The 23,765-nt window shown below is 43.2% G+C and carries 6 protein-coding genes; 4 read left to right on the forward strand and 2 right to left on the reverse strand.

Annotated elements, in window-relative coordinates; genetic code table 11:
• Nucleotides 1-231: 231 nt before the first annotated feature.
• Nucleotides 232-948 carry an aspartyl/asparaginyl beta-hydroxylase domain-containing protein gene (locus P8625_RS05340; RefSeq protein WP_279652447.1) on the forward strand — a complete coding sequence of 239 codons (717 nt, stop codon included), beginning with the start codon at nucleotides 232-234 and terminating at the stop codon, nucleotides 946-948.
• 20 nt (nucleotides 949-968) lie between these two features.
• Nucleotides 969-1,988, forward strand: a complete 1,020-nt coding sequence (locus tag P8625_RS05345; protein WP_279652448.1) for an SAM-dependent methyltransferase — start codon at nucleotides 969-971, stop codon at nucleotides 1,986-1,988.
• 23 nt (nucleotides 1,989-2,011) lie between these two features.
• On the opposite strand, the gene P8625_RS05350 is transcribed toward P8625_RS05345, so the two are convergent.
• Entirely contained in the window at nucleotides 2,012-3,607 is a 1,596-nt protein-coding gene (locus P8625_RS05350; RefSeq protein ID WP_407704772.1) for an ABC transporter substrate-binding protein, read from the reverse strand.
• A 173-nt stretch (nucleotides 3,608-3,780) separates the two neighbouring features.
• The gene (locus P8625_RS05355; protein ID WP_279652450.1) at nucleotides 3,781-4,281 is read right to left on the reverse strand and encodes a GNAT family N-acetyltransferase; all 501 of its coding nucleotides are present in this window, start codon (nucleotides 4,279-4,281) and stop codon (nucleotides 3,781-3,783) included.
• Between the two features lie 127 nt (nucleotides 4,282-4,408).
• Here P8625_RS05355 and mtaB point away from each other — a divergent pair, with 127 nt between their 5' ends.
• Both mtaB and P8625_RS05365 read left to right on the forward strand, forming a co-directional pair.
• Entirely contained in the window at nucleotides 4,409-5,743 is a 1,335-nt protein-coding gene (mtaB, locus tag P8625_RS05360; RefSeq protein ID WP_279652451.1) for a tRNA (N(6)-L-threonylcarbamoyladenosine(37)-C(2))-methylthiotransferase MtaB, read from the forward strand.
• Nucleotides 5,744-6,462: 719 nt separating this feature from the next.
• Nucleotides 6,463-23,763, forward strand: a complete 17,301-nt coding sequence (locus P8625_RS05365; protein ID WP_279652452.1) for a DUF7507 domain-containing protein — start codon at nucleotides 6,463-6,465, stop codon at nucleotides 23,761-23,763.
• Nucleotides 23,764-23,765 lie beyond the last annotated feature (2 nt).

Below are 23,765 nucleotides of genomic sequence, written 5' to 3' on the forward strand. Positions count from 1 at the left end.
TAACTTGCAGTAGTTTTTTTATTAAGATGATTTTAATGAAAAATTGATACTATTATCTAAAGAGTTTGGTATAAAATATAAATGAACTAAAAATTTATCCTATGGCATTCTTAACTAAGGTTATTTACAACAATACATCAAGTAACGCAACTAGTACTATTTTTAGTTTTTATAGTTAAAATTCATAATTCGCAACTCATAATTTATAATTGCACTAGACACCTGTATATAATGACCACTACCTCATACCTACAACTTCCTTTTCAATTTGATACCAACAAACTTTTACACGATTATTCCTTGGTGGTCAATCAACATTGGGTTCCTCATTTTAACACCGATGGATATGAGGGTGAGTGGAAAGCCATTCCGCTATATGCTAGCAATGGTGACGCTTCTAATATTTTTGCTTTTCTCAACCATAATGAAGCCATTTTAGAAACTCCTATAATGAAAAATTGTAGTGAGTTTAAAAAAGTAATAAACACAATTCAATGCCCTATTTTATCAGCTCGTTTGTTGCGATTGGGCGTAGGAGCCGAAATAAAACCTCATCGAGATTATAAACTAGGATATGAAGACGGTAATTTTCGCCTACATATTCCCATTATAACCAACAATAAGGTTCAGTTCATATTAAATAATGAAAAGTTGTGCATGCTTTCTGGAGAATGTTGGTATACAAACGTAAACTATATCCACTCCGTTAGCAATTATGGAAATGAAGATCGTGTGCATTTAGTTATCGATTTTGAAAGAAATGAATGGTCAGATAAGTTATTCTTTTCATTGGCTTCAAAAGAAAGTTTTCAACCTATACCCAAAAAAACTGAGTCGCCAGAAACAATGCGTTTGATGATTGAAGAATTAAAACTCCAAAACACACCAGCGGCCACGCAGCTAATTTTAGAATTAGAACAACAGGTATTAAAACTATCAAAAGAGTAACATTATTTTATAGAAGCATTATGAATTTAAAAAAAGAATTACTCCGTATTGCATCTGTTTTTTTAGAAGATACTACAGATTATTTGAAGCTATCTGCTGCTATTAAAGAATATAAAAATATGTTACTACAAAGTATTGAGAGTGACATGGAACAAGAGGATTGTAAAAGCCATATCTACTTTGAAAACGGAGTAGCTATTGGCACAAAATGGGCGATGCTATGTATTGACGATATGCTAAGGACTAAGAAGTTTATCAGAGGAATTGATATGGCTATAAAAGATCAGATGCACCAAAAAGATACTCTTCGCATTCTATACGCTGGTACAGGACCTTTTGCAACACTCCTATTGCCTCTTATGGTAAAGTATGCCGAGTACAACATACATTACGATTTATTAGAAATAAACCCTTTGAGTTTTAAAAGCTTAAAAGAAATAATAAAAAAACTAAACATAGAAACTTGCAATATTACCTTTATAAATGATGATGCTACAAAATATGCAATACCCACCAACGCTTGTCCAGACATTATTGTAAGTGAAACGATGCAACTTGCATTAGACAAAGAACAACAAGTATCTATATTTTATAACTTAACAAAACAAGCGCATCCAAACACCGTCTTTATCCCCGAAAAAATAGACTTATTTATCGGTACAAGAATCAAGGGTATTGATGAGCTTGATACGCAACAAAAACGCTATCAAAAACACCATAAAGTATTCGAGGTTAGCAAACAAGCGATGAAATCTAACGATTGGATAATCGATAAAACCTCTGGTAAATTAGATTTTGCACAAAGACATACAGTACTAACCGATAAAGAGCTTTCTACAGCAAGTGAAATTGTAGTGATGACAGAAATTACTATCTATAAAGACATACAACTAACCTTGAACGAAAGCGGTTTAACCATTCCTAAATATATTAAAGATGTTTCTGAAAACAAAGATAAAACTATGACTATCGAATCTCAATATATCATTGGTTCAGAACCTAAACTTAGTTTAAAAACTTCTTCTAATCAACTTACTTGAGAACATATTTTATAACCTGAAAGTTACTCTTGCTTATATACTCTTTTTAAATCCAACAAATCAATAGGATTGATTCCCAGCCCATGTACATTTTTCTGTGTAAAACGAATTACCTCATCGTAATACAATGGTACAACAGGTGCTTCAGCAATAATAATACTATCCATCTGCTGATAGAGTTCATATCGCCTTTCGATACTTACTTCTTTAATAGATTGCTCGTATAAAGTATCAAAAAAATCATTTTTAAAATGTGTGTAATTCGGTCCGTTAGGCGTAAAGTTTTTGCTATAAAAAAGTGATAGGTAATTTTCAGCATCGGGATAATCGGCAATCCAACTAGCCCTAAAAATAGGCAGCTTTCCGTTTGCTTTTCCCTGACGCAATGTTGAAGGCGGAATCACATCTACTTTTGTAGCGATGCCTATTTTTTGCAATTCTCGTTGCATAAATTCACACAAATCTAAATAGTTACTATTGGTTGTAATAGTTATTTGTGGATTTTCATCTCCAGTTTCTCGTTTGTATTGGGCCACCAACTTCTTGGCTTCTTCGGGTTTATACGAATACCCTTGTTGCTTATTAAACGAGGGTAAACCTTTGGGTATAAATCCGCTTGTGGCAGGACTCCCTATTCCATTTCGTAAGAATTTAATCATCTTCTCCCTATCAAAACCATAATTTATGGCTTGTCGTATTAGTTTTGATTTTGTCGGGTATTCCGTTGCTCCATCCAAATAAATTCCTAAATATTCTGTATTCAAATACGCCCCTTTTTGCATGTTAATAGTAGGTATATATTTTTCTTTCAAACTTCCATCAGTATGTAAAATATCGTCTTTATACGAAGCATCTAAACTTTTCATAAAATCGATATTCCCTTGAATAAACTGTAAAAATTCACTTTGTTTGTCGGGTAAAAAAGTAACTGCCACAGCCTCTAAATACGGAAGCTGTTTTCCGTTGGTATCTTTTTCAAAATACAGCGGATTTCTTCGCAATACCAACTTCGTATTCTCTACCCATAATTTAAACTGAAAAGGTCCTGTACCTATCGGATTTGCTCTAAAGTCGCTTCCAAAGTAATCAACAGCTTCTTTGGGAACAACCGAACAATATTTCATTGCCAACAAACCTAAAAAAGGCGGAAAAGCTTGTTTTAAATGAATCGTGAATGTTGAATCATTCTTCGCTTTAAAACTAGCTACATTTTGCAATACCCAACCACCCGGAGAAGCTACATTTTTATCGAGCAAGCGACGAAAAGAATATTCAAAATCTTGGGCATCAACCTTCCTTGTTGAATCGTTTCCAAAGAGTTTATGTTTGTGAAACAACACATCGTTCCTAAGATGAAACTCATAGATTTTTCCATCTTCAGAAATGGTCCAGTTTTTAGCTATGGAAGGTTGTACTTGTAAGCTATCGTCCAACGCTACCAACCCGTTGTATAGCTGATGTACAGCCCAGATATTTCGCTGATCTTTGGCAAAAGCAGGATCGAGAGAAGTGATGTTGGAGTGCTCGTTGTAACGAAACACTTGCGAATCGTTGAATCTTGTTGTTTTTTTTCCGCAGGAAATGAATACAAGTAAAGTGGATAATAAAAAGTGAACAATGAAAAGTGAAAAGCGATAAGTGGAACGTGGAAAGCGATAAGTGGAAAGCGATAAGTGATAAGTGAAAAGCGGGAAACGAAAAAATGGTCTCAACGACACTCTAACCAACCCATTCTCTGCTCTCTGCTCTCTGCTCTCTCCTCTCTGCTCTCTGCTCTCTTCTCTATTAACTATCATAAATTCAATTCATATTTAGTTTCTGGCAAGCCGATATCGTCACTTACAAATTTTGCTATCGCAACAAAATGAAAGCGTTCCAATATTTTAGCTGAGGCAATATTTTCATCTACCACACAGCCAACAAGTTTTTTCATTCCTATCGACCTGCAATACCGTATCAACCCTTCACAAAGTTCAGTCGCATAACCATTGCCCCAATACCGTTCTATGAATCGATATCCTATTTCATCAGTACCTTCGTCATCTTTTACCAAAGCAACCGTACCTAAAAAGTGAGTATCTGATTTTCGCTCTACGGCATAAATCCAAAAATCGTTTTCTTTATGCGTATACCGTGCTATTAACTGTTGTAAATCCTCTTTACTCTCTTCTAAATTTTTAGGTTCTCCAGTAGCGTATTGCAATACGTTCGGGTTCCTTTCTAACTCATAAAAAGGTTCTATATCAGTAACTTGAAGCTTTCGAATAAGTAATCTTTTCGTTTCAAAAATCATGAATATTATCGTACTTTTGCAAACCCAAAACTGTTTAAAACAGTAATTGATTAAATAAACGATACGAACTTCTTAAAAATTAAAGACTTGTACAAGGCTTTTGTTTTTTATTTAGGACAGCGATAAGATGAATGCAGATAAAAAAGTAGCTTTTTACACCCTAGGTTGTAAATTAAATTTTTCTGAAACTTCAACCATTGCCAGAAACTTTGTCAATGAAGGTTTTGAGCGTGTTGAATTTGAAGAAAAGGCAGATATCTATGTAATAAATACTTGCTCGGTAACAGACAATGCTGACAAACGTTTTAAAAGTATTGTAAAAGCTGCATTAAAGAAAAATGAAGAGGCTTTTGTAATTGGCGTAGGATGCTATGCACAATTAAAACCCGAAGAATTGGCTGCCGTTGATGGGGTAGATTTAGTGCTAGGAGCTACTGAAAAATTCAACGTAACTAGCTACATTAACGACTTAACCAAAAATGACATTGGCGAAGTACACTCTTGCGAAATTGAAGATGCCGATTTTTATGTAGGCTCCTACTCTATTGGCGACCGTACACGTGCTTTCTTAAAAGTGCAAGATGGTTGCGATTATAAGTGTACCTATTGCACGATTCCGCTAGCACGTGGAATTTCACGTAGTGATACCTTAGAAAACGTATTGAAAAATGCGCAAGAAATTTCTGAAAAAGGAATCAAAGAAATTGTGTTAACAGGAGTTAATATTGGCGACTACGGAAAAGGGGAATTCGGAAACAAAAAACACGAACATACATTTTTAGAGTTGGTACAAGCCTTAGATAAAGTTACAGGCATTCATCGTTTACGAATCTCTTCTATTGAACCCAACCTATTAAAAGACGAAACGATTGAATTTGTTGCAAATTCAAACACGTTTGTTCCGCATTTTCACATTCCACTACAATCTGGTAGTGATGAGTTATTGAAAAAAATGAAGCGTCGCTACTTACGAAAAGTGTATACCGATAGAGTTACTAAAATTAAAGAAGTAATGCCCAATGCTTGTATTGGTGTAGATGTTATTGTAGGGTTTCCAGGAGAAACCGATGCATTATTTTTAGAAACGTACAATTATTTAGCCGATTTAGATATTTCGTATCTGCATGTTTTTACCTATTCTGAAAGACCCAATACAGAAGCTATTGAAATGAGCGATGTGGTACCTAAAAAAACACGTGCAAAACGTAGTAAAATGCTACGCGGATTGTCTGTTAAAAAACGAAGAGCTTTTTATGAAAGTCAACTTGGAAACACCCTAACCGTACTATTTGAAAGTGAAAACAAAGAGGGATATATCCATGGATTTACCGAAAACTATGTAAAAGTAAAAACTCCTTGGAATCCTGAATTAGTCAATACCTTACACACGATTACTTTAACGAAAATTGACGAAGACGGTTTGGTACGTTTTAACTTTGTAAATACAAAAGTGACGGCTTAATCTTTGTACAAAACTAAAGAAGTTCGATGTACTACACATTTTTTGTAAGCTTTTCTTAAAAAATCATTTAAAAGCATCCTTCCGACCAAATCAAAAAAACGGTCATTCCTAGACAAAAGACAAAAAATTATCAAGCAAATGTAATGACTGACAGCTATAAAATTATTTTTAAGAGCAAGCTGGTTAAAACTAGATTTTTTGTCTTGTTTTATCCTGAGCATAGCTGAAGGATTTTCATCAATGGAAAAAGAAAAATAGCTAAGAAAAAAGAGTATGCTATGTAAAATCTAAGTCGTTAAGAAAAACCTCATTCCGAACGACAAAGAAAAATCTCACCCACTAGAGTTAATAACATTATTAAAAGTACTTAACACACGAATTATTCACTAATTACTCTTTTTTAGCCACTATTACCTTTTATCAAGTAAAACGACCTTTAGATAAAAAGAAGCTGCCTTTAGTTTATTTCAAAGACAAAAACAATTTTCTCCAACTTATATTTAAGTGGTCAAATCAGGTTTTTTTAATAGAATCTCTGAGTTGCACATTATAAAGAATCAATAACTAATAAATAATCAATAGACTATTGAGATAACAATACTATAAACAACTTTCTAATCAATGCTAACAATCAACGATTGGTAAAATTTTCTTAAAGAAAAGTTCCCCTATATTATTCTTCTTCTCAATGAGTCTAAATAAATCAACAGACTCAAACAATGGAAAATAATTACACGTTTTCAATACGGATATTTAAAATAGCCTTTCTGTATGCACTTTTATTGAGCCTATCATTGCATGCAGCAGCGTTTACAAGCAATGAACCGAGTACAAGCATCTATGTAGACGATGCCTTACCAGAGGCAAAAACATTAATTAGTGCTCCTGATCATACAGATACTACAACCACTCACCTTTTTTCGCATGGTCGTTCAGGAGCACTTTTTATTGAAGGGCAATGGAGAAACCCCGAAGAAATTGTTCGGTGGATTCGCAAAACACAACTCATCAAAGGCAGTAGACACCTTAACATCTACGGTTGCGAATTTGCTAAAGGCGAAAAAGGAGCAGCAGCAGTTGCCTATCTAGAGAACAATTTAAACATTACCATCTCCGCCTCTATCAATATTACGGGTAAAGATGGCGATTGGATTTTGGAAGCTGGTAATACCTATAACAAACCTTTAAATATAAATTATTCATTCAATTTACAGGATACCGATACCGATGCTATTGTAGATAATCTTGATTTGGATGACGATAACGATGGAATTACAGATAGTTCAGAAAGAACTAATACTAGCACCTCGTTGCTATCCTATAATCACAATGATAATAATGCAGCTAATCATACGGCGCCATCAATCATGAATTCTAGTATCATTGCATCTGCTGAATACTATACAACTGGACCTGGTATTACTGGAACACGTATTGCTAAAAGAGCTAGTATTTCGAATATAAACGCAACTAGTTTAACACAAGCTCGAAATCTTGGTGAATATATACAAATGAGGTTTACAACCCAAGGTTCGCCAGCTTACATAGGATCATTCCTCTACCAATTTGGAATGAGAAGTGGTAATTCTGCTTATCGTATAGGTGTTGATATTTCTGATAATAATTTTGTAACCTACACCAACATTGCAGCTAATGTTTCTGTTGGTACCACTGGGACAACTCAAGTTTATTATAATTATAACCGCGAGTACTTTTTAAGACCAAATACCACCTACACTATTAGATTTTACTTTTTTAGTTCTAGTAGTGGAACTGCTTATTTCGACGACCACCGTTTTGCAGCTTATGATGCTAAGGATACCGATGGCGATACATTGCCCGATCATCTAGACTTAGATTCCGACAACGACGGTTGTTTTGATGTTGCAGAATCTGGTGGATTAGATGGAAATAACGATGGTATTTTAGATAACGGAAGTACCACACCCCCAGCAGTAGTAGTAGATGGAAATGGACAGGTAACCAACGGTACGGGCGGTTACAATGGTTTAGCAACTAATCAACCAGAGTATAATGCTACCGCCTTAAGTACCACAGCCACGCCTCAGGATCAAACAGTTACCAACGCCGCCCCTGCAAGTTTTTCGGTAACTACAAGTGCCGCTACAGCAACAAGTTATACTACGGGTACGCCAGTATATGGCACCCCTGGCAATGCCGATGCAGGCATTACCTACCAGTGGTATCTAGGCGACCCCAATGCAAGTGGCACACCCTTAAGTGATACGGGTGTGTATTCAGGAACCAATAGTGCTACCTTAACGATAAGTAATACTTCAAGCTTGTACGATAATGCCTATTATGTGGTACTTACCCACACAAACAATGTGTGTATAGAAGAAACCTATTCGGCCTTATTACTAGCAAATCCTTGCGATCCTCTTGCTTCAGGCAATACCGACACCGATGACGATGGCGTTGCAGATATCTGTGATCTCGATGACGACAATGATGGGATTTTGGATGTGAATGAAAGTTGTATAATAGCACCAAGTTCAACAGCCGAAGAAAGTTTTGAAGATGGAACGAATATTCCAAACGGCTCAACTCCTAACCAAAATTGGAGTTCAAATTTTAATTTTGTGGCTAACGGATCCGATGTCGATTTTCAGACGCGCAGTCCTGACTATGTAAGAGACGTAGAAGGATCTAATCATTATGATCCACCTCCAAATGGTAGTTTTAGCTTTGGAGCTTTACTTTGTGATAACGATAATGCTACAACTAGTGGAGGCGATGGACTTGGTTTTATTATTTCACAAGCCTCTATAATATCAGATGGTATTGCAGTTGGTAGTCAATTCAATTTTTCTTTTGAATATGCTCCAGGACACCATTACACTCCTCAAGGTTTTGACTGGGAAGCCGATGTTGATACCAGAATTGCAGTATGGTATTTAAATGTTGCTCCAGGTTCAGTTACTGCATTCACAGATTTACCAGTTACGCCAACTGAAAATGTACTACCAGGAGACTTTGTTTCTGCTGGGTTGTTAAATGGATATAAAATAATGTCCCCTAATAGTTGGAATACATTTACAGGATCTTTGAATTGGACAGGAGGTGATATTATTTTTGCCGTTCAAGTGTTAAAAGGAGCAACTACTGCTGATTTAAAAGAGATCGCTTTTGTTGATAATTTCATTTTTCAAGTTGATGGAAGTTCAGCTTGTAGTGATAGCGACCTAGATGGTACCCCAGATTACTTAGACTTAGACTCCGACAACGATGGTTGTTTTGATGTGGTAGAATCTGGTGGATTAGATGGCAATAACGATGGTATTTTAGATGACGGAAGTACCACACCCCCAGCAGTAGTAGTAGATGGAAATGGACAGGTAACCAACGGTACGGGAGGTTATGATGGTTTAGCAACCAATCAACCAGAGTATAATGCTACCGCCTTAAGTACCACAGCCACGCCTCAGGATCAAACAGTTACCAACGCCGCACCTGCAAGTTTTTCGGTAACTACAAGTGCGTCTACAGCAACAAGTTATACTGCGGGTACGCCAGTATATGGCACCCCTGGCAATGCCGATGCAGGCATTACCTACCAATGGTATTTAGGCGACCCCAATGCAAGTGGCATACCCTTAAGTGATACGGGTGTGTATTCAGGAACCAGCACGGCTACCTTAGCTATAAGCGACACTTCAAGCTTGTACGGCAATGCCTATTATGTGGTGATTGGCCATACAGACAATGTGTGTATAGAAGAAACCTATTCGGCCTTTTTACTAGCAGATCCTTGCGATCCTATTGCTTCAGGCAATACCGACACCGATGACGATGGCGTTGCAGATATCTGTGATCTCGATGACGACAATGATGGGATTTTGGATGTGAATGAATATGGCGATCTAATTGAACTTACTCCGGCAAATTTGGGTTTGGGTCTTGATGAAGTAAACGCTACTGTGACAAATGTAGATATAAGTAATTTATTAGGATTACCTGCAGGCACCATTCTAGTATCGGGAACTGGAATTCATACAGGAGGTGCTGCTGCACCAACTAATTTTTGGAGCGGGTCAGGTAGACCAGTAACAAACATCCAAATAACTACATTACCGGGTTATGGCGTATACACGCAATTTATTATTGATGGTGCTTTAGATCCTTTTGACGTTGAAGAACTCATTAGTAACGATGGTGTGTCTTACACACGTTTTGCAGGGGAAGTTACACCCCCGGCAAATGTGTTATACTTTGATTATGGTGTCGAGAACACCAGTGGCGTAACTTATGAACCGTTTGTTTTAGATAATGTTGGTTTTAAGTCTAATGCACCTGTTTCCAATTTTTCCTTTTATAACCTAAAAGCTAATCCACAGATTTCAAACTTTAAAATTTATATAGTTCCACCCCTAGATACCGATGATGATGGATTACCAAACCACCTCGACCTCGACTCCGACAACGATGGTTGTTTTGATGTGGTAGAATCTGGTGGATTAGATGGCAATAACGATGGTATTTTAGATGATGGAAGTAACACACCCCCAGCCGTAGTAGTAGATGGAAATGGACAGGTAACCAACGGTACGGGAGGTTATGATGGCGCTACAGGCAATGAGTACAGTGCCATAGCGCTAAACACTACTGCTACACCACAGGACCAAACAGTTACCAACGCCGCCCCTGCAAGTTTTTCGGTAACTACAAGTGCGTCTACAGCAACAAGTTATACTGCGGGTACGCCAGTATATGGCACCCCTGGAAATGCCGATGCAGGGATTACCTACCAATGGTACCTAGGCGACCCCAATACAAGTGGCACACCCTTAAGTGATACGGGTGTGTATTCAGGAACCAGCACGGCTACCTTAACTATAAGCGACACTTCAGTGCTCTACGGTAATGCCTATTATGTGGTGATTGGTCATACCAATTATGTATGTACAGAAACCTATTCAGCCGTTTTATTGGCAGATAGTTGTGATCCTATTGCCTCAGGCAATACCGATACCGACAACGATGGCGTTGCAGATATCTGTGATCTCGATGACGACAATGATGGGATTTTGGATGTGAATGAGCAAAGTACTTGCGCAAACCCTACTATTGATTTAGTAGGCTTAGTAGATGACTTTGGAACTGGAACCACCAGGACTGAAACACAATATATATCAAGCACATATACATTCGAACCATCAGGACAAGTAAATGACGGTGAATATATAGTGATTAACAATACCGGATTTATCGGTGCTTGGGGTACATGGCAGCTTCCTAATATTATTGAAGACCATACTCCAGGAGATACAAATGGTAAGATGCTTCTTGTTAATGCAGCGGTAGCTCCAGGAGAATTTTACAGAAGAAACCTAACTGGTTTTTTGCCGAATTCAACAATGGAATTAAGATTTTGGGCGAGAGACATCTGTCCATCCTGCCCTACTAGACCGAATATAACGTATTCAATACGGGATATGAGCGACAATATATTGGCAACAGCCAATACAGGAGATTTTACAAGTTCTCAATGGGAAGAATTCGTTTTAACAGCAAATTCTGGGGCCAATAATCAATTACAATTTGTCCTCATAAATAATCAAAATAATTCAAGTGGTAATGATCTTGTAATAGATGACATTTCATTTAGCAATAAGGTATGTGACACAGACCAAGATGGTATACCAGATCATTTAGATGAAGACTCCGATAACGATGGCTGCCCCGATGTGGTAGAATCTGGTGGATTGGATACTAATAACGATGGTGTATTAGACGGTACAGGCTTCGCTTCTAGTGGTACAGTAGAAGGTGGTACTGGCGGTTACAATGGTGCTAATGGTACAGAAACGGTAAGTGATGTCATTTCGAATGTTGCCATAGCCCCCAGCCCTGCAGCGGTTTGTCTAGGCAGTGATATTACACTCACAGCCACACCTACAGGCCTTCGCGTAACCGATTTTGGACCTACCGGAGCCACCACAGACGATACGACCATTCCTATTCCTGCTGGAGATTATGTGTACCGTTGGTACGATACTACAGCACCTGCCACTACATTAAGTACAGCAAGCACATTAGATCTAACCAATGTCACAACAAATGGCACATACGCCGTAGAAGTAAGTACTAATAATAATACTTTTAGTGCAGACAATACTGGTTGTGGGCTTGAACAAACCATTACCGTAACAGTAAACCCATTACCCACAGCACCAACTATAAATCCTGTTAATGCGACTATATGTGCAGGAGATGACGCCGTATTTACAGTGTCAGGAGACTCTGGAGCTGTTGTAAGTTACGACGGTGCCGCTACAGGTACAGTAACTCTAGGTGCAGGCGGAACAGCAACAATTACAGTTCCTAGTGTATCTTCGGAAACTACCATTAACGTAACGGATAGTACCAATCCAACTACGGGTTGTATTATACCTTTAACAGGTGTTAGCGCAACGGTCTCGGTAGTTTACAAGCCCATACTCACCGTAGGAGATATGACCTGTGATGCCACTACCTATACTGTGAACTACATTTCAGACGGAGCTACCATTACCGCTTCGGGGGGTACGGTTGATCCCATTACCAATACCATTACAGGTATTGCCTTAGGCGATGATATTACCATTACCGCAAGCAATGGCGCTGGATGTGATACCACCATCAGTGTGACAGGTCCTGATACCTGTCCGACAGATTGTGTGCAACCAGACCTAAGCCTAGGACAAGCCGTATGTGACGGAGTGGGCGCAACAACCTATACCGTAAGCTATACCGAAAATACAGGGGCTACCCTACTGGTGGTAGGCGGTACCGATAACAACAACGGAACCATTACTGGTAACATCGGTACCAATATGACCGTAACAGCTACCAATGGAAACTGTGAACTCTCACTCGCAGTAACCAGTCCCGTAGCCTGTGACGATCCTTGTGAAAATACAGCCATCAGTATCGGAGGTACCTCGTGTGCTACCGATGGAAGTGCTACTTACGATGTTACCTTTACCGCTACTGCGGGTGCCACGGTAACTGCCTCGGTAGGAACCGTAGGTGCAGGCGTGGTAACCGACATTCCTAGTGGAACCGAAGTCGTACTTACCGTAAGCTTCCCAGGGTGTGCAGAGAATACCGTGGTGACTGTACCGAGTGCAGATTGTCCGCTATGTGATTTACCTGTACTGACTGTGGGCGAGATCACCTGTGATGCCACTACCTATACTGTGAACTACATTTCAGACGGAGCTACCATTACCGCTTCGGGGGGTACGGTTGATGCCACTACCAATACCATTACAGGTATTGCCTTAGGCGATGATATTACCATTACCGCAAGCAATGGCGCTGGATGTGATACCACCATCAGTGTGACAGGTCCTGATACCTGTCCGACAGATTGTGTGCAACCAGACCTAAGCCTAGGACAAGCCGTATGTGACGGAGTGGGTGCAACAACCTATACCGTAAGCTATACCGAAAATACAGGGGCTACCCTACTGGTGGTAGGCGGTACCGATAACAACAACGGAACCATTACCGGTAACATCGGTACCAATATGACCGTAACAGCTACCAATGGAAACTGTGAACTCTCACTCGCAGTAACCAGTCCCGTAGCCTGTGACGATCCTTGTGAAAATACAGCCATTAGTATCGGAGGTACCTCGTGTGCTACCGATGGAAGTGCTACTTACGATGTTACCTTTACCGCTACTGCGGGTGCCACAGTAACTGCCTCGGTAGGAACCGTAGGTGCAGGCGTGGTAACCGACATTCCTAGTGGAACCGAAGTCGTACTTACCGTAAGCTTCCCAGGGTGTGCAGAAAATACCGTGGTGACTGTACCGAGTGCAGATTGTCCGCTATGTGATTTACCTGTACTGACTGTGGGCGAGATCACCTGTGATGCCACTACCTATAGCATCACCTACTTCTCAGACGGAGCTACCATTACCGCTTCGGGGGGTACGGTTGATCCCACTACCAATACCATTACAGGTATTGCATTAGGCGATGATATTACCATTACCGCAAGCAATGGCGCTGGATGTGATACCACCATCAGTGTGACAGGTCCTGATACCTGTCCGACAGATTGTGTGCAACCAGACCTAAGCCTAGGACAAGCCGTATGTGACGGAGTGGGTGCAACAACCTATACCGTAAGCTATACCGAAAATACAGGGGCTACCCTACTGGTGGTAGGCGGTACCGATAACAACAACGGAACCATTACTGGTAACATCGGTACCAATATGACCGTAACAGCTACCAATGGAAACTGTGAACTCTCACTCGCAGTAACCAGTCCCGTAGCCTGTGACGATCCTTGTGAAAATACAGCCATTAGTATCGGAGGTACCTCGTGTGCTACCGATGGAAGCGCTACTTACGATGTTACCTTTACCGCTACTGCGGGTGCCACGGTAACTGCCTCGGTAGGAACCGTAGGTGCAGGCGTGGTAACCGACATTCCTAGTGGAACCGAGGTAGTCTTAACAGTAAGCTTCCCAGGGTGTGCAGAGAATACCGTGGTGACTGTACCGAGTGCAGATTGTCCGCTATGTGATTTACCTGTACTGACTGCGGGCGAGATCACCTGTGATGCCACTACCTATACTGTGAATTACTTCTCAGATGGAGCTACCATTACCGCTTCCGGGGGTACGGTTGATCCCACTACCAATACCATTACAGGTATTGCCTTAGGCGATGATATTACCATTACCGCAAGCAATGGCGCTGGATGTGATACCACCATCAGTGTGACAGGTCCTGATACCTGTCCGACAGATTGTGTGCAACCAGACCTAAGCCTAGGACAAGCCGTATGTGACGGAGTGGGTGCAACAACCTATACCGTAAGCTATACCGAAAATACAGGGGCTACCCTACTGGTGGTAGGCGGTACCGATAACAACAACGGAACCATTACTGGTAACATCGGTACCAATATGACCGTAACAGCTACCAATGGAAACTGTGAACTCTCACTCGCAGTAACCAGTCCCGTAGCCTGTGACGATCCTTGTGAAAATACAGCCATTAGTATCGGAGGTACCTCGTGTGCTACCGATGGAAGCGCTACTTACGATGTTACCTTTACCGCTACTGCGGGTGCCACAGTAACTGCCTCGGTAGGAACCGTAGGTGCAGGCGTGGTAACCGACATTCCTAGTGGAACCGAGGTAGTCTTAACAGTAAGCTTCCCAGGGTGTGCAGAAAATACCGTGGTGACCGTACCCAGTGCAGATTGTCCGCTATGTGATTTACCTGTACTGACTGTGGGCGAGATCACCTGTGATGCCACTACCTATACTGTGAATTACTTCTCAGATGGAGCTACCATTACCGCTTCGGGGGGTACGGTTGATGCCACTACCAATACCATTACAGGTATTGCCTTAGGCGATGATATTACCATTACCGCAAGCAATGGCGTTGGATGTGATACCACCATCAGTGTGACAGGACCTGATACCTGTCCGACAGATTGTGTGCAACCAGACCTAAGCCTAGGACAAGCCGTATGTGACGGAGTGGGTGCAACAACCTATACCGTAAGCTATACCGAAAATACAGGGGCTACCCTACTGGTGGTAGGCGGTACCGATAACAACAACGGAACCATTACTGGTAACATCGGTACCAATATGACCGTAACAGCTACCAATGGAAACTGTGAACTCTCACTCGCAGTAACCAGTCCCGTAGCCTGTGACGATCCTTGTGAAAATACAGCCATTAGTATCGGAGGTACCTCGTGTGCTACCGATGGAAGTGCTACTTACGATCTTACCTTTACCGCTACTGCGGGTGCCACGGTAACTGCCTCGGTAGGAACCGTAGGTGCAGGCGTGGTAACCGACATTCCTAGTGGAACCGAAGTCGTACTTACCGTAAGCTTCCCAGGGTGTGCAGAGAATACCGTGGTGACTGTACCGAGTGCAGATTGTCCGCTATGTGATTTACCTGTACTGACTGTGGGCGAGATCACCTGTGATGCCACTACCTATACTGTGAATTACTTCTCAGATGGAGCTACCATTACCGCTTCGGGGGGTACGGTTGATGCCACTACCAATACCATTACAGGTATTGCCTTAGGCGATGATATTACCATTACCGCAAGCAATGTCGCTGGATGTGATACCACCATCAGTGTGACAGGTCCTGATACCTGTCCGACAGATTGTGTGCAACCAGACCTAAGCCTAGGACAAGCCGTATGTGACGGAGTGGGTGCAACAACCTATACCGTAAGCTATACCGAAAATACAGGGGCTACCCTACTGGTGGTAGGCGGTACCGATAACAACAACGGAACCATTACTGGTAACATCGGTACCAATATGACCGTAACCGCTACCAATGGAAACTGTGAACTCTCACTCGCAGTAACCAGTCCCGTAGCCTGTGACGATCCTTGTGAAAATACAGCCATTAGTATCGGAGGTACCTCGTGTGCTACCGATGGAAGTGCTACTTACGATGTTACCTTTACCGCTACTGCGGGTGCCACAGTAACTGCCTCGGTAGGAACCGTAGGTGCAGGCGTGGTAACCGACATTCCTAGTGGAACCGAGGTAGTCTTAACAGTAAGCTTCCCAGGGTGTGCAGAAAATACCGTGGTGACTGTACCGAGTGCAGATTGTCCGCTATGTGATTTACCTGTACTGACTGTGGGCGAGATCACCTGTGATGCCACTACCTATACTGTGAATTACTTCTCAGATGGAGCTACCATTACCGCTTCGGGGGGTACGGTTGATGCCACTACCAATACCATTACAGGTATTGCCTTAGGCGATGATATTACCATTACCGCAAGCAATGGCGCTGGATGTGATACCACCATCAGTGTGACAGGTCCTGATACCTGTCCGACAGATTGTGTACAACCAGACCTAAGCCTAGGACAAGCCGTATGTGACGGAGTGGGTGCAACAACCTATACCGTAAGCTATACCGAAAATACAGGGGCTACCCTACTGGTGGTAGGCGGTACCGATAACAACAACGGAACCATTACTGGTAACATCGGTACCAATATGACCGTAACAGCTACCAATGGAAACTGTGAACTCTCACTCGCAGTAACCAGTCCCGTAGCCTGTGACGATCCTTGTGAAAATACAGCCATTAGTATCGGAGGTACCTCGTGTGCTACCGATGGAAGTGCTACTTACGATGTTACCTTTACCGCTACTGCGGGTGCCACGGTAACTGCCTCGGTAGGAACCGTAGGTGCAGGCGTGGTAACCGACATTCCTAGTGGAACCGAAGTCGTACTTACCGTAAGCTTCCCAGGGTGTGCAGAGAATACCGTGGTGACTGTACCGAGTGCAGATTGTCCGCTATGTGATTTACCTGTACTGACTGTGGGCGAGATCACCTGTGATGCCACTACCTATACTGTGAATTACTTCTCAGATGGAGCTACCATTACCGCTTCGGGGGGTACGGTTGATGCCACTACCAATACCATTACAGGTATTGCCTTAGGCGATGATATTACCATTACCGCAAGCAATGTCGCTGGATGTGATACCACCATCAGTGTGACAGGTCCTGATACCTGTCCGACAGATTGTGTGCAACCAGACCTAAGCCTAGGACAAGCCGTATGTGACGGAGTGGGTGCAACAACCTATACCGTAAGCTATACCGAAAATACAGGGGCTACCCTACTGGTGGTAGGCGGTACCGATAACAACAACGGAACCATTACTGGTAACATCGGTACCAATATGACCGTAACCGCTACCAATGGAAACTGTGAACTCTCACTCGCAGTAACCAGTCCCGTAGCCTGTGACGATCCTTGTGAAAATACAGCCATTAGTATCGGAGGTACCTCGTGTGCTACCGATGGAAGTGCTACTTACGATGTTACCTTTACCGCTACTGCGGGTGCCACAGTAACTGCCTCGGTAGGAACCGTAGGTGCAGGCGTGGTAACCGACATTCCTAGTGGAACCGAGGTAGTCTTAACAGTAAGCTTCCCAGGGTGTGCAGAAAATACCGTGGTGACTGTACCGAGTGCAGATTGTCCGCTATGTGATTTACCTGTACTGACTGTGGGCGAGATCACCTGTGATGCCACTACCTATACTGTGAATTACTTCTCAGATGGAGCTACCATTACCGCTTCGGGGGGTACGGTTGATGCCACTACCAATACCATTACAGGTATTGCCTTAGGCGATGATATTACCATTACCGCAAGCAATGGCGCTGGATGTGATACCACCATCAGTGTGACAGGTCCTGATACCTGTCCGACAGATTGTGTACAACCAGACCTAAGCCTAGGACAAGCCGTATGTGACGGAGTGGGTGCAACAACCTATACCGTAAGCTATACCGAAAATACAGGGGCTACCCTACTGGTGGTAGGCGGTACCGATAACAACAACGGAACCATTACTGGTAACATCGGTACCAATATGACCGTAACAGCTACCAATGGAAACTGTGAAATCTCACTCGCAGTAACCAGTCCCGTAGCCTGTGACGATCCTTGTGAAAATACAGCCATTAGTATCGGAGGTACCTCGTGTGCTACCGATGGAAGTGCTACTTACGATGTTACCTTTACCGCTACTGCGGGTGCCACAGTAACTGCCTCGGTAGGAACCGTAGGTGCAGGCGTGGTAACCGACATTCCTAGTGGAACCGAAGTCGTACTTACCGTAAGCTTCCCAGGGTGTGCAGAGAATACCGTGGTGACTGTACCGAGTGCAGATTGTCCGCTATGTGATTTACCTGTACTGACTGTGGGCGAGATCACCTGTGATGCCACTACCTATACTGTGAATTACTTCTCAGATGGAGCTACCATTACCGCTTCGGGGGGTACGGTTGATGCCACTACCAATACCATTACAGGTATTGCCTTAGGCGATGATATTACCATTACCGCAAGCAATGTCGCTGGATGTGATACCACCATCAGTGTGACAGGTCCTGATACCTGTCCGACAGATTGTGTGCAACCAGACCTAAGCCTAGGACAAGCCGTATGTGACGGAGTGGGTGCAACAACCTATACCGTAAGCTATACCGAAAATACAGGGGCTACCCTACTGGTGGTAGGCGGTACCGATAACAACAACGGAACCATTACTGGTACCATCGGTACCAATATGACCGTAACCGCTACCAATGGAAACTGTGAACTCTCACTCGCAGTAACCAGTCCCGTAGCCTGTGACGATCCTTGTGAAAATACAGCCATTAGTATCGGAGGTACCTCGTGTGCTACCGATGGAAGTGCTACTTACGATGTTACCTTTACCGCTACTGCGGGTGCCACAGTAACTGCCTCGGTAGGAACCGTAGGTGCAGGCGTGGTAACCGACATTCCTAGTGGAACCGAGGTAGTCTTAACAGTAAGCTTCCCAGGGTGTGCAGAAAATACCGTGGTGACTGTACCGAGTGCAGATTGTCCGCTATGTGATTTACCTGTACTGACTGTGGGCGAGATCACCTGTGATGCCACTACCTATACTGTGAATTACTTCTCAGATGGAGCTACCATTACCGCTTCGGGGGGTACGGTTGATGCCACTACCAATACCATTACAGGTATTGCCTTAGGCGATGATATTACCATTACCGCAAGCAATGGCGCTGGATGTGATACCACCATCAGTGTGACAGGTCCTGATACCTGTCCGACAGATTGTGTGCAACCAGACCTAAGCCTAGGACAAGCCGTATGTGACGGAGTGGGTGCAACAACCTATACCGTAAGCTATACCGAAAATACAGGGGCTACCCTACTGGTGGTAGGCGGTACCGATAACAACAACGGAACCATTACTGGTAACATCGGTACCAATATGACCGTAACAGCTACCAATGGAAACTGTGAACTCTCACTCGCAGTAACCAGTCCCGTAGCCTGTGACGATCCTTGTGAAAATACAGCCATTAGTATCGGAGGTACCTCGTGTGCTACCGATGGAAGTGCTACTTACGATGTTACCTTTACCGCTACTGCGGGTGCCACAGTAACTGCCTCGGTAGGAACCGTAGGTGCAGGCGTGGTAACCGACATTCCTAGTGGAACCGAGGTAGTCTTAACAGTAAGCTTCCCAGGGTGTGCAGAAAATACCGTGGTGACTGTACCGAGTGCAGATTGTCCGCTATGTGATTTACCTGTACTGACTGTGGGCGAGATCACCTGTGATGCCACTACCTATAGTGTGAACTACATTTCAGACGGAGCTACCATTACCGCTTCCGGGGGTACGGTTGATGCCACTACCAATACCATTACAGGTATTGCCTTAGGCGATGATATTACCATTACCGCAAGCAATGGCGCTGGATGTGATACCACCATCAGTGTGACAGGTCCTGATACCTGTCCGACAGATTGTGTGCAACCAGACCTAAGCCTAGGACAAGCCGTATGTGACGGAGTGGGTGCAACAACCTATACCGTAAGCTATACCGAAAATACAGGGGCTACCCTACTGGTGGTAGGCGGTACCGATAACAACAACGGAACCATTACTGGTAACATCGGTACCAATATGACCGTAACAGCTACCAATGGAAACTGTGAACTCTCACTCGCAGTAACCAGTCCCGTAGCCTGTGACGATCCTTGTGAAAATACAGCCATTAGTATCGGAGGTACCTCGTGTGCTACCGATGGAAGTGCTACTTACGATGTTACCTTTACCGCTACTGCGGGTGCCACAGTAACTGCCTCGGTAGGAACCGTAGGTGCAGGCGTGGTAACCGACATTCCTAGTGGAACCGAGGTAGTCTTAACAGTAAGCTTCCCAGGGTGTGCAGAGAATACCGTGGTGACTGTACCGAGTGCAGATTGTCCGCTATGTGATTTACCTGTACTGACTGTGGGCGAGATCACCTGTGATGCCACTACCTATACTGTGAATTACTTCTCAGATGGAGCTACCATTACCGCTTCGGGGGGTACGGTTGATGCCACTACCAATACCATTACAGGTATTGCCTTAGGCGATGATATTACCATTACAGCAAGCAATGGCGCTGGATGTGATACCACCATCAGTGTGACAGGTCCTGATACCTGTCCGACAGATTGTGTGCAACCAGACCTAAGCCTAGGACAAGCCGTATGTGACGGAGTGGGTGCAACAACCTATACCGTAAGCTATACCGAAAATACAGGGGCTACCCTACTGGTGGTAGGCGGTACCGATAACAACAACGGAACCATTACCGGTAACATCGGTACCAATATGACCGTAACAGCTACCAATGGAAACTGTGAACTCTCACTCGCAGTAACCAGTCCCGTAGCCTGTGACGATCCTTGTGAAAATACAGCCATTAGTATCGGAGGTACCTCGTGTGCTACCGATGGAAGTGCTACTTACGATCTTACCTTTACCGCTACTGCGGGTGCCACGGTAACTGCCTCGGTAGGAACCGTAAGTGCAGGCGTGGTAACCGACATTCCTAGTGGAACAGACGTAGTCTTAACAGTAAGCTTCCCAGGGTGTGCAGAAAATACCGTGGTGACTGTACCGAGTGCAGATTGTCCGCTATGCGATTTACCTGTACTGACTGTGGGCGAGATCACCTGTGATGCCACTACCTATACTGTGAATTACTTCTCAGATGGAGCTACCATTACCGCTTCCGGGGGTACGGTTGATGCCACTACCAATACCATTACAGGTATTCCCTTAGGCGATGATATTACCATTACCGCAAGCAATGGCGCTGGATGTGATACCACCATCAGTGTGACAGGTCCTGATACCTGTCCGACAGATTGTGTGCAACCTGACCTAAGCCTAGGACAAGCCGTATGTGACGGAGTGGGTGCAACAACCTATACCGTAAGCTATACCGAAAATACAGGGGCTACCCTACTGGTGGTAGGCGGTACCGATAACAACAACGGAACCATTACTGGTAACATCGGTACCAATATGACCGTAACAGCTACCAATGGAAACTGTGAACTCTCACTCGCAGTAACCAGTCCCGTAGCCTGTGACGATCCTTGTGAAAATACAGCCATTAGTATCGGAGGTACCTCGTGTGCTACCGATGGAAGTGCTACTTACGATCTTACCTTTACCGCTACTGCGGGTGCCACGGTAACTGCCTCGGTAGGAACCGTAGGTGCAGGCGTGGTAACCGACATTCCTAGTGGAACAGACGTAGTCTTAACAGTAAGCTTCCCAGGGTGTGCAGAAAATACCGTGGTGACTGTACCGAGTGCAGATTGTCCGCTATGTGATTTACCTGTACTGACTGTGGGCGAGATCACCTGTGATGCCACTACCTATACTGTGAATTACTTCTCAGATGGAGCTACCATTACCGCTTCGGGGGGTACGGTTGATGCCACTACCAATACCATTACAGGTATTGCCTTAGGCGATGATATTACCATTACCGCAAGCAATGGCGCTGGATGTGATACCACCATCAGTGTGACAGGTCCTGATACCTGTCCGACAGATTGTGTGCAACCAGACCTAAGCCTAGGACAAGCCGTATGTGACGGAGTGGGTGCAACAACCTATACCGTAAGCTATACCGAAAATACAGGGGCTACCCTACTGGTGGTAGGCGGTACCGATAATAACAACGGAACCATTACTGGTACCATCGGTACCAATATGACCATAACAGCTACCAATGGAAACTGTGAACTCTCACTCGCAGTAACCAGTCCCGTAGCCTGTGACGATCCTTGTGAAAATACAGCCATTAGTATCGGAGGTACCTCGTGTGCTACCGATGGAAGCGCTACTTACGATGTTACCTTTACCGCTACTGCGGGTGCCACGGTAACTGCCTCGGTAGGAACCGTAGGTGCAGGCGTGGTAACCGGCATTCCTAGTGGAACCGAAGTCGTACTTACCGTAAGCTTCCCAGGGTGTGCAGAGAATACCGTGGTGACCGTACCGAGTAAAAATTGTAAACGACCTAGCATTAGTTTATTAAAAACTGCAACGTTCAATGATGAAAATGGTGATGGCATTGCACAGTCTGGTGAAACAATTACTTATAGTTTTGAAGTTATTAATACTGGAAATGTGGCTTTGAATAACATCAGTATCAACGACGATTTATTAGGCGGAATAGTGTGTACCATACCTACCTTAAACATAGGAGAAGTTAATACCAGTTGCTCGGCAACCTACAGTATTACCCAAATTGATGTAGATACTGGAAGTGTTACCAATGCCGCTGTGGTTACGGCTACTGATTCTGATAACAATACCATTAGTGATAATTCTGATGACCCTAATAACCCTACTGATGATGACCCTGATGCTGATGGTGATCCCGATGACCCAACGGTGTCAACTTTACAACAACAGCCTGCAATAGAGGTTACTAAAACCATGGAGGTATCGGGTGTAAATGTTGGAGACCTAATTACCTATACAATTAGCGTGGAGAATACAGGAAATATGACACTTGATAATTTGAGCTTAGAAGACACCTTAACAAACGGATTTGGTGATGTAATCAGCTTAACTACCGAGCCTACATTTGTATATGCTACTCTTGGTAGTCCTGAAGGAACTTTACTACCTAAAGAAATTGCTGAGTACACCGCTACCTTTGTAATTACACAACAGGCGCTGAATTCTTCTACAGTGTCTAATACTGTGCTTGTTACTGCAGATGCCAATAACGGAGAAATAGTCGAAGACGTCAGCGACGACGGAGACGATTTTGATGGAAACACTGTCGATGACCCTACCGAAATAACATTGGGATGTCTTGAGATCTTTAATGAGTTTACTCCTAATGGAGATGGTATTGACGAAACATTTGTGATTAATTGTATCGAACAATACCCAAACAACACGCTAGAAGTATATAACAGATGGGGGAACCTCGTATTTAAAACCAAAGGATATAGAAATGATTGGAATGGGTTCGCTAATGTAAAAGCTGTTTTGAATACTGGAAGTGATTTACCTGTGGGTACGTACTACTATGTACTTGATTTAGGAGATAACTCTAAACCAAGAGTGGGATGGTTATACATACATCGATAATT

The sequence above is a fragment of the Tenacibaculum tangerinum genome, assembly GCF_029853675.1.
Lineage (GTDB): Bacteria > Bacteroidota > Bacteroidia > Flavobacteriales > Flavobacteriaceae > Polaribacter > Polaribacter tangerinum_A.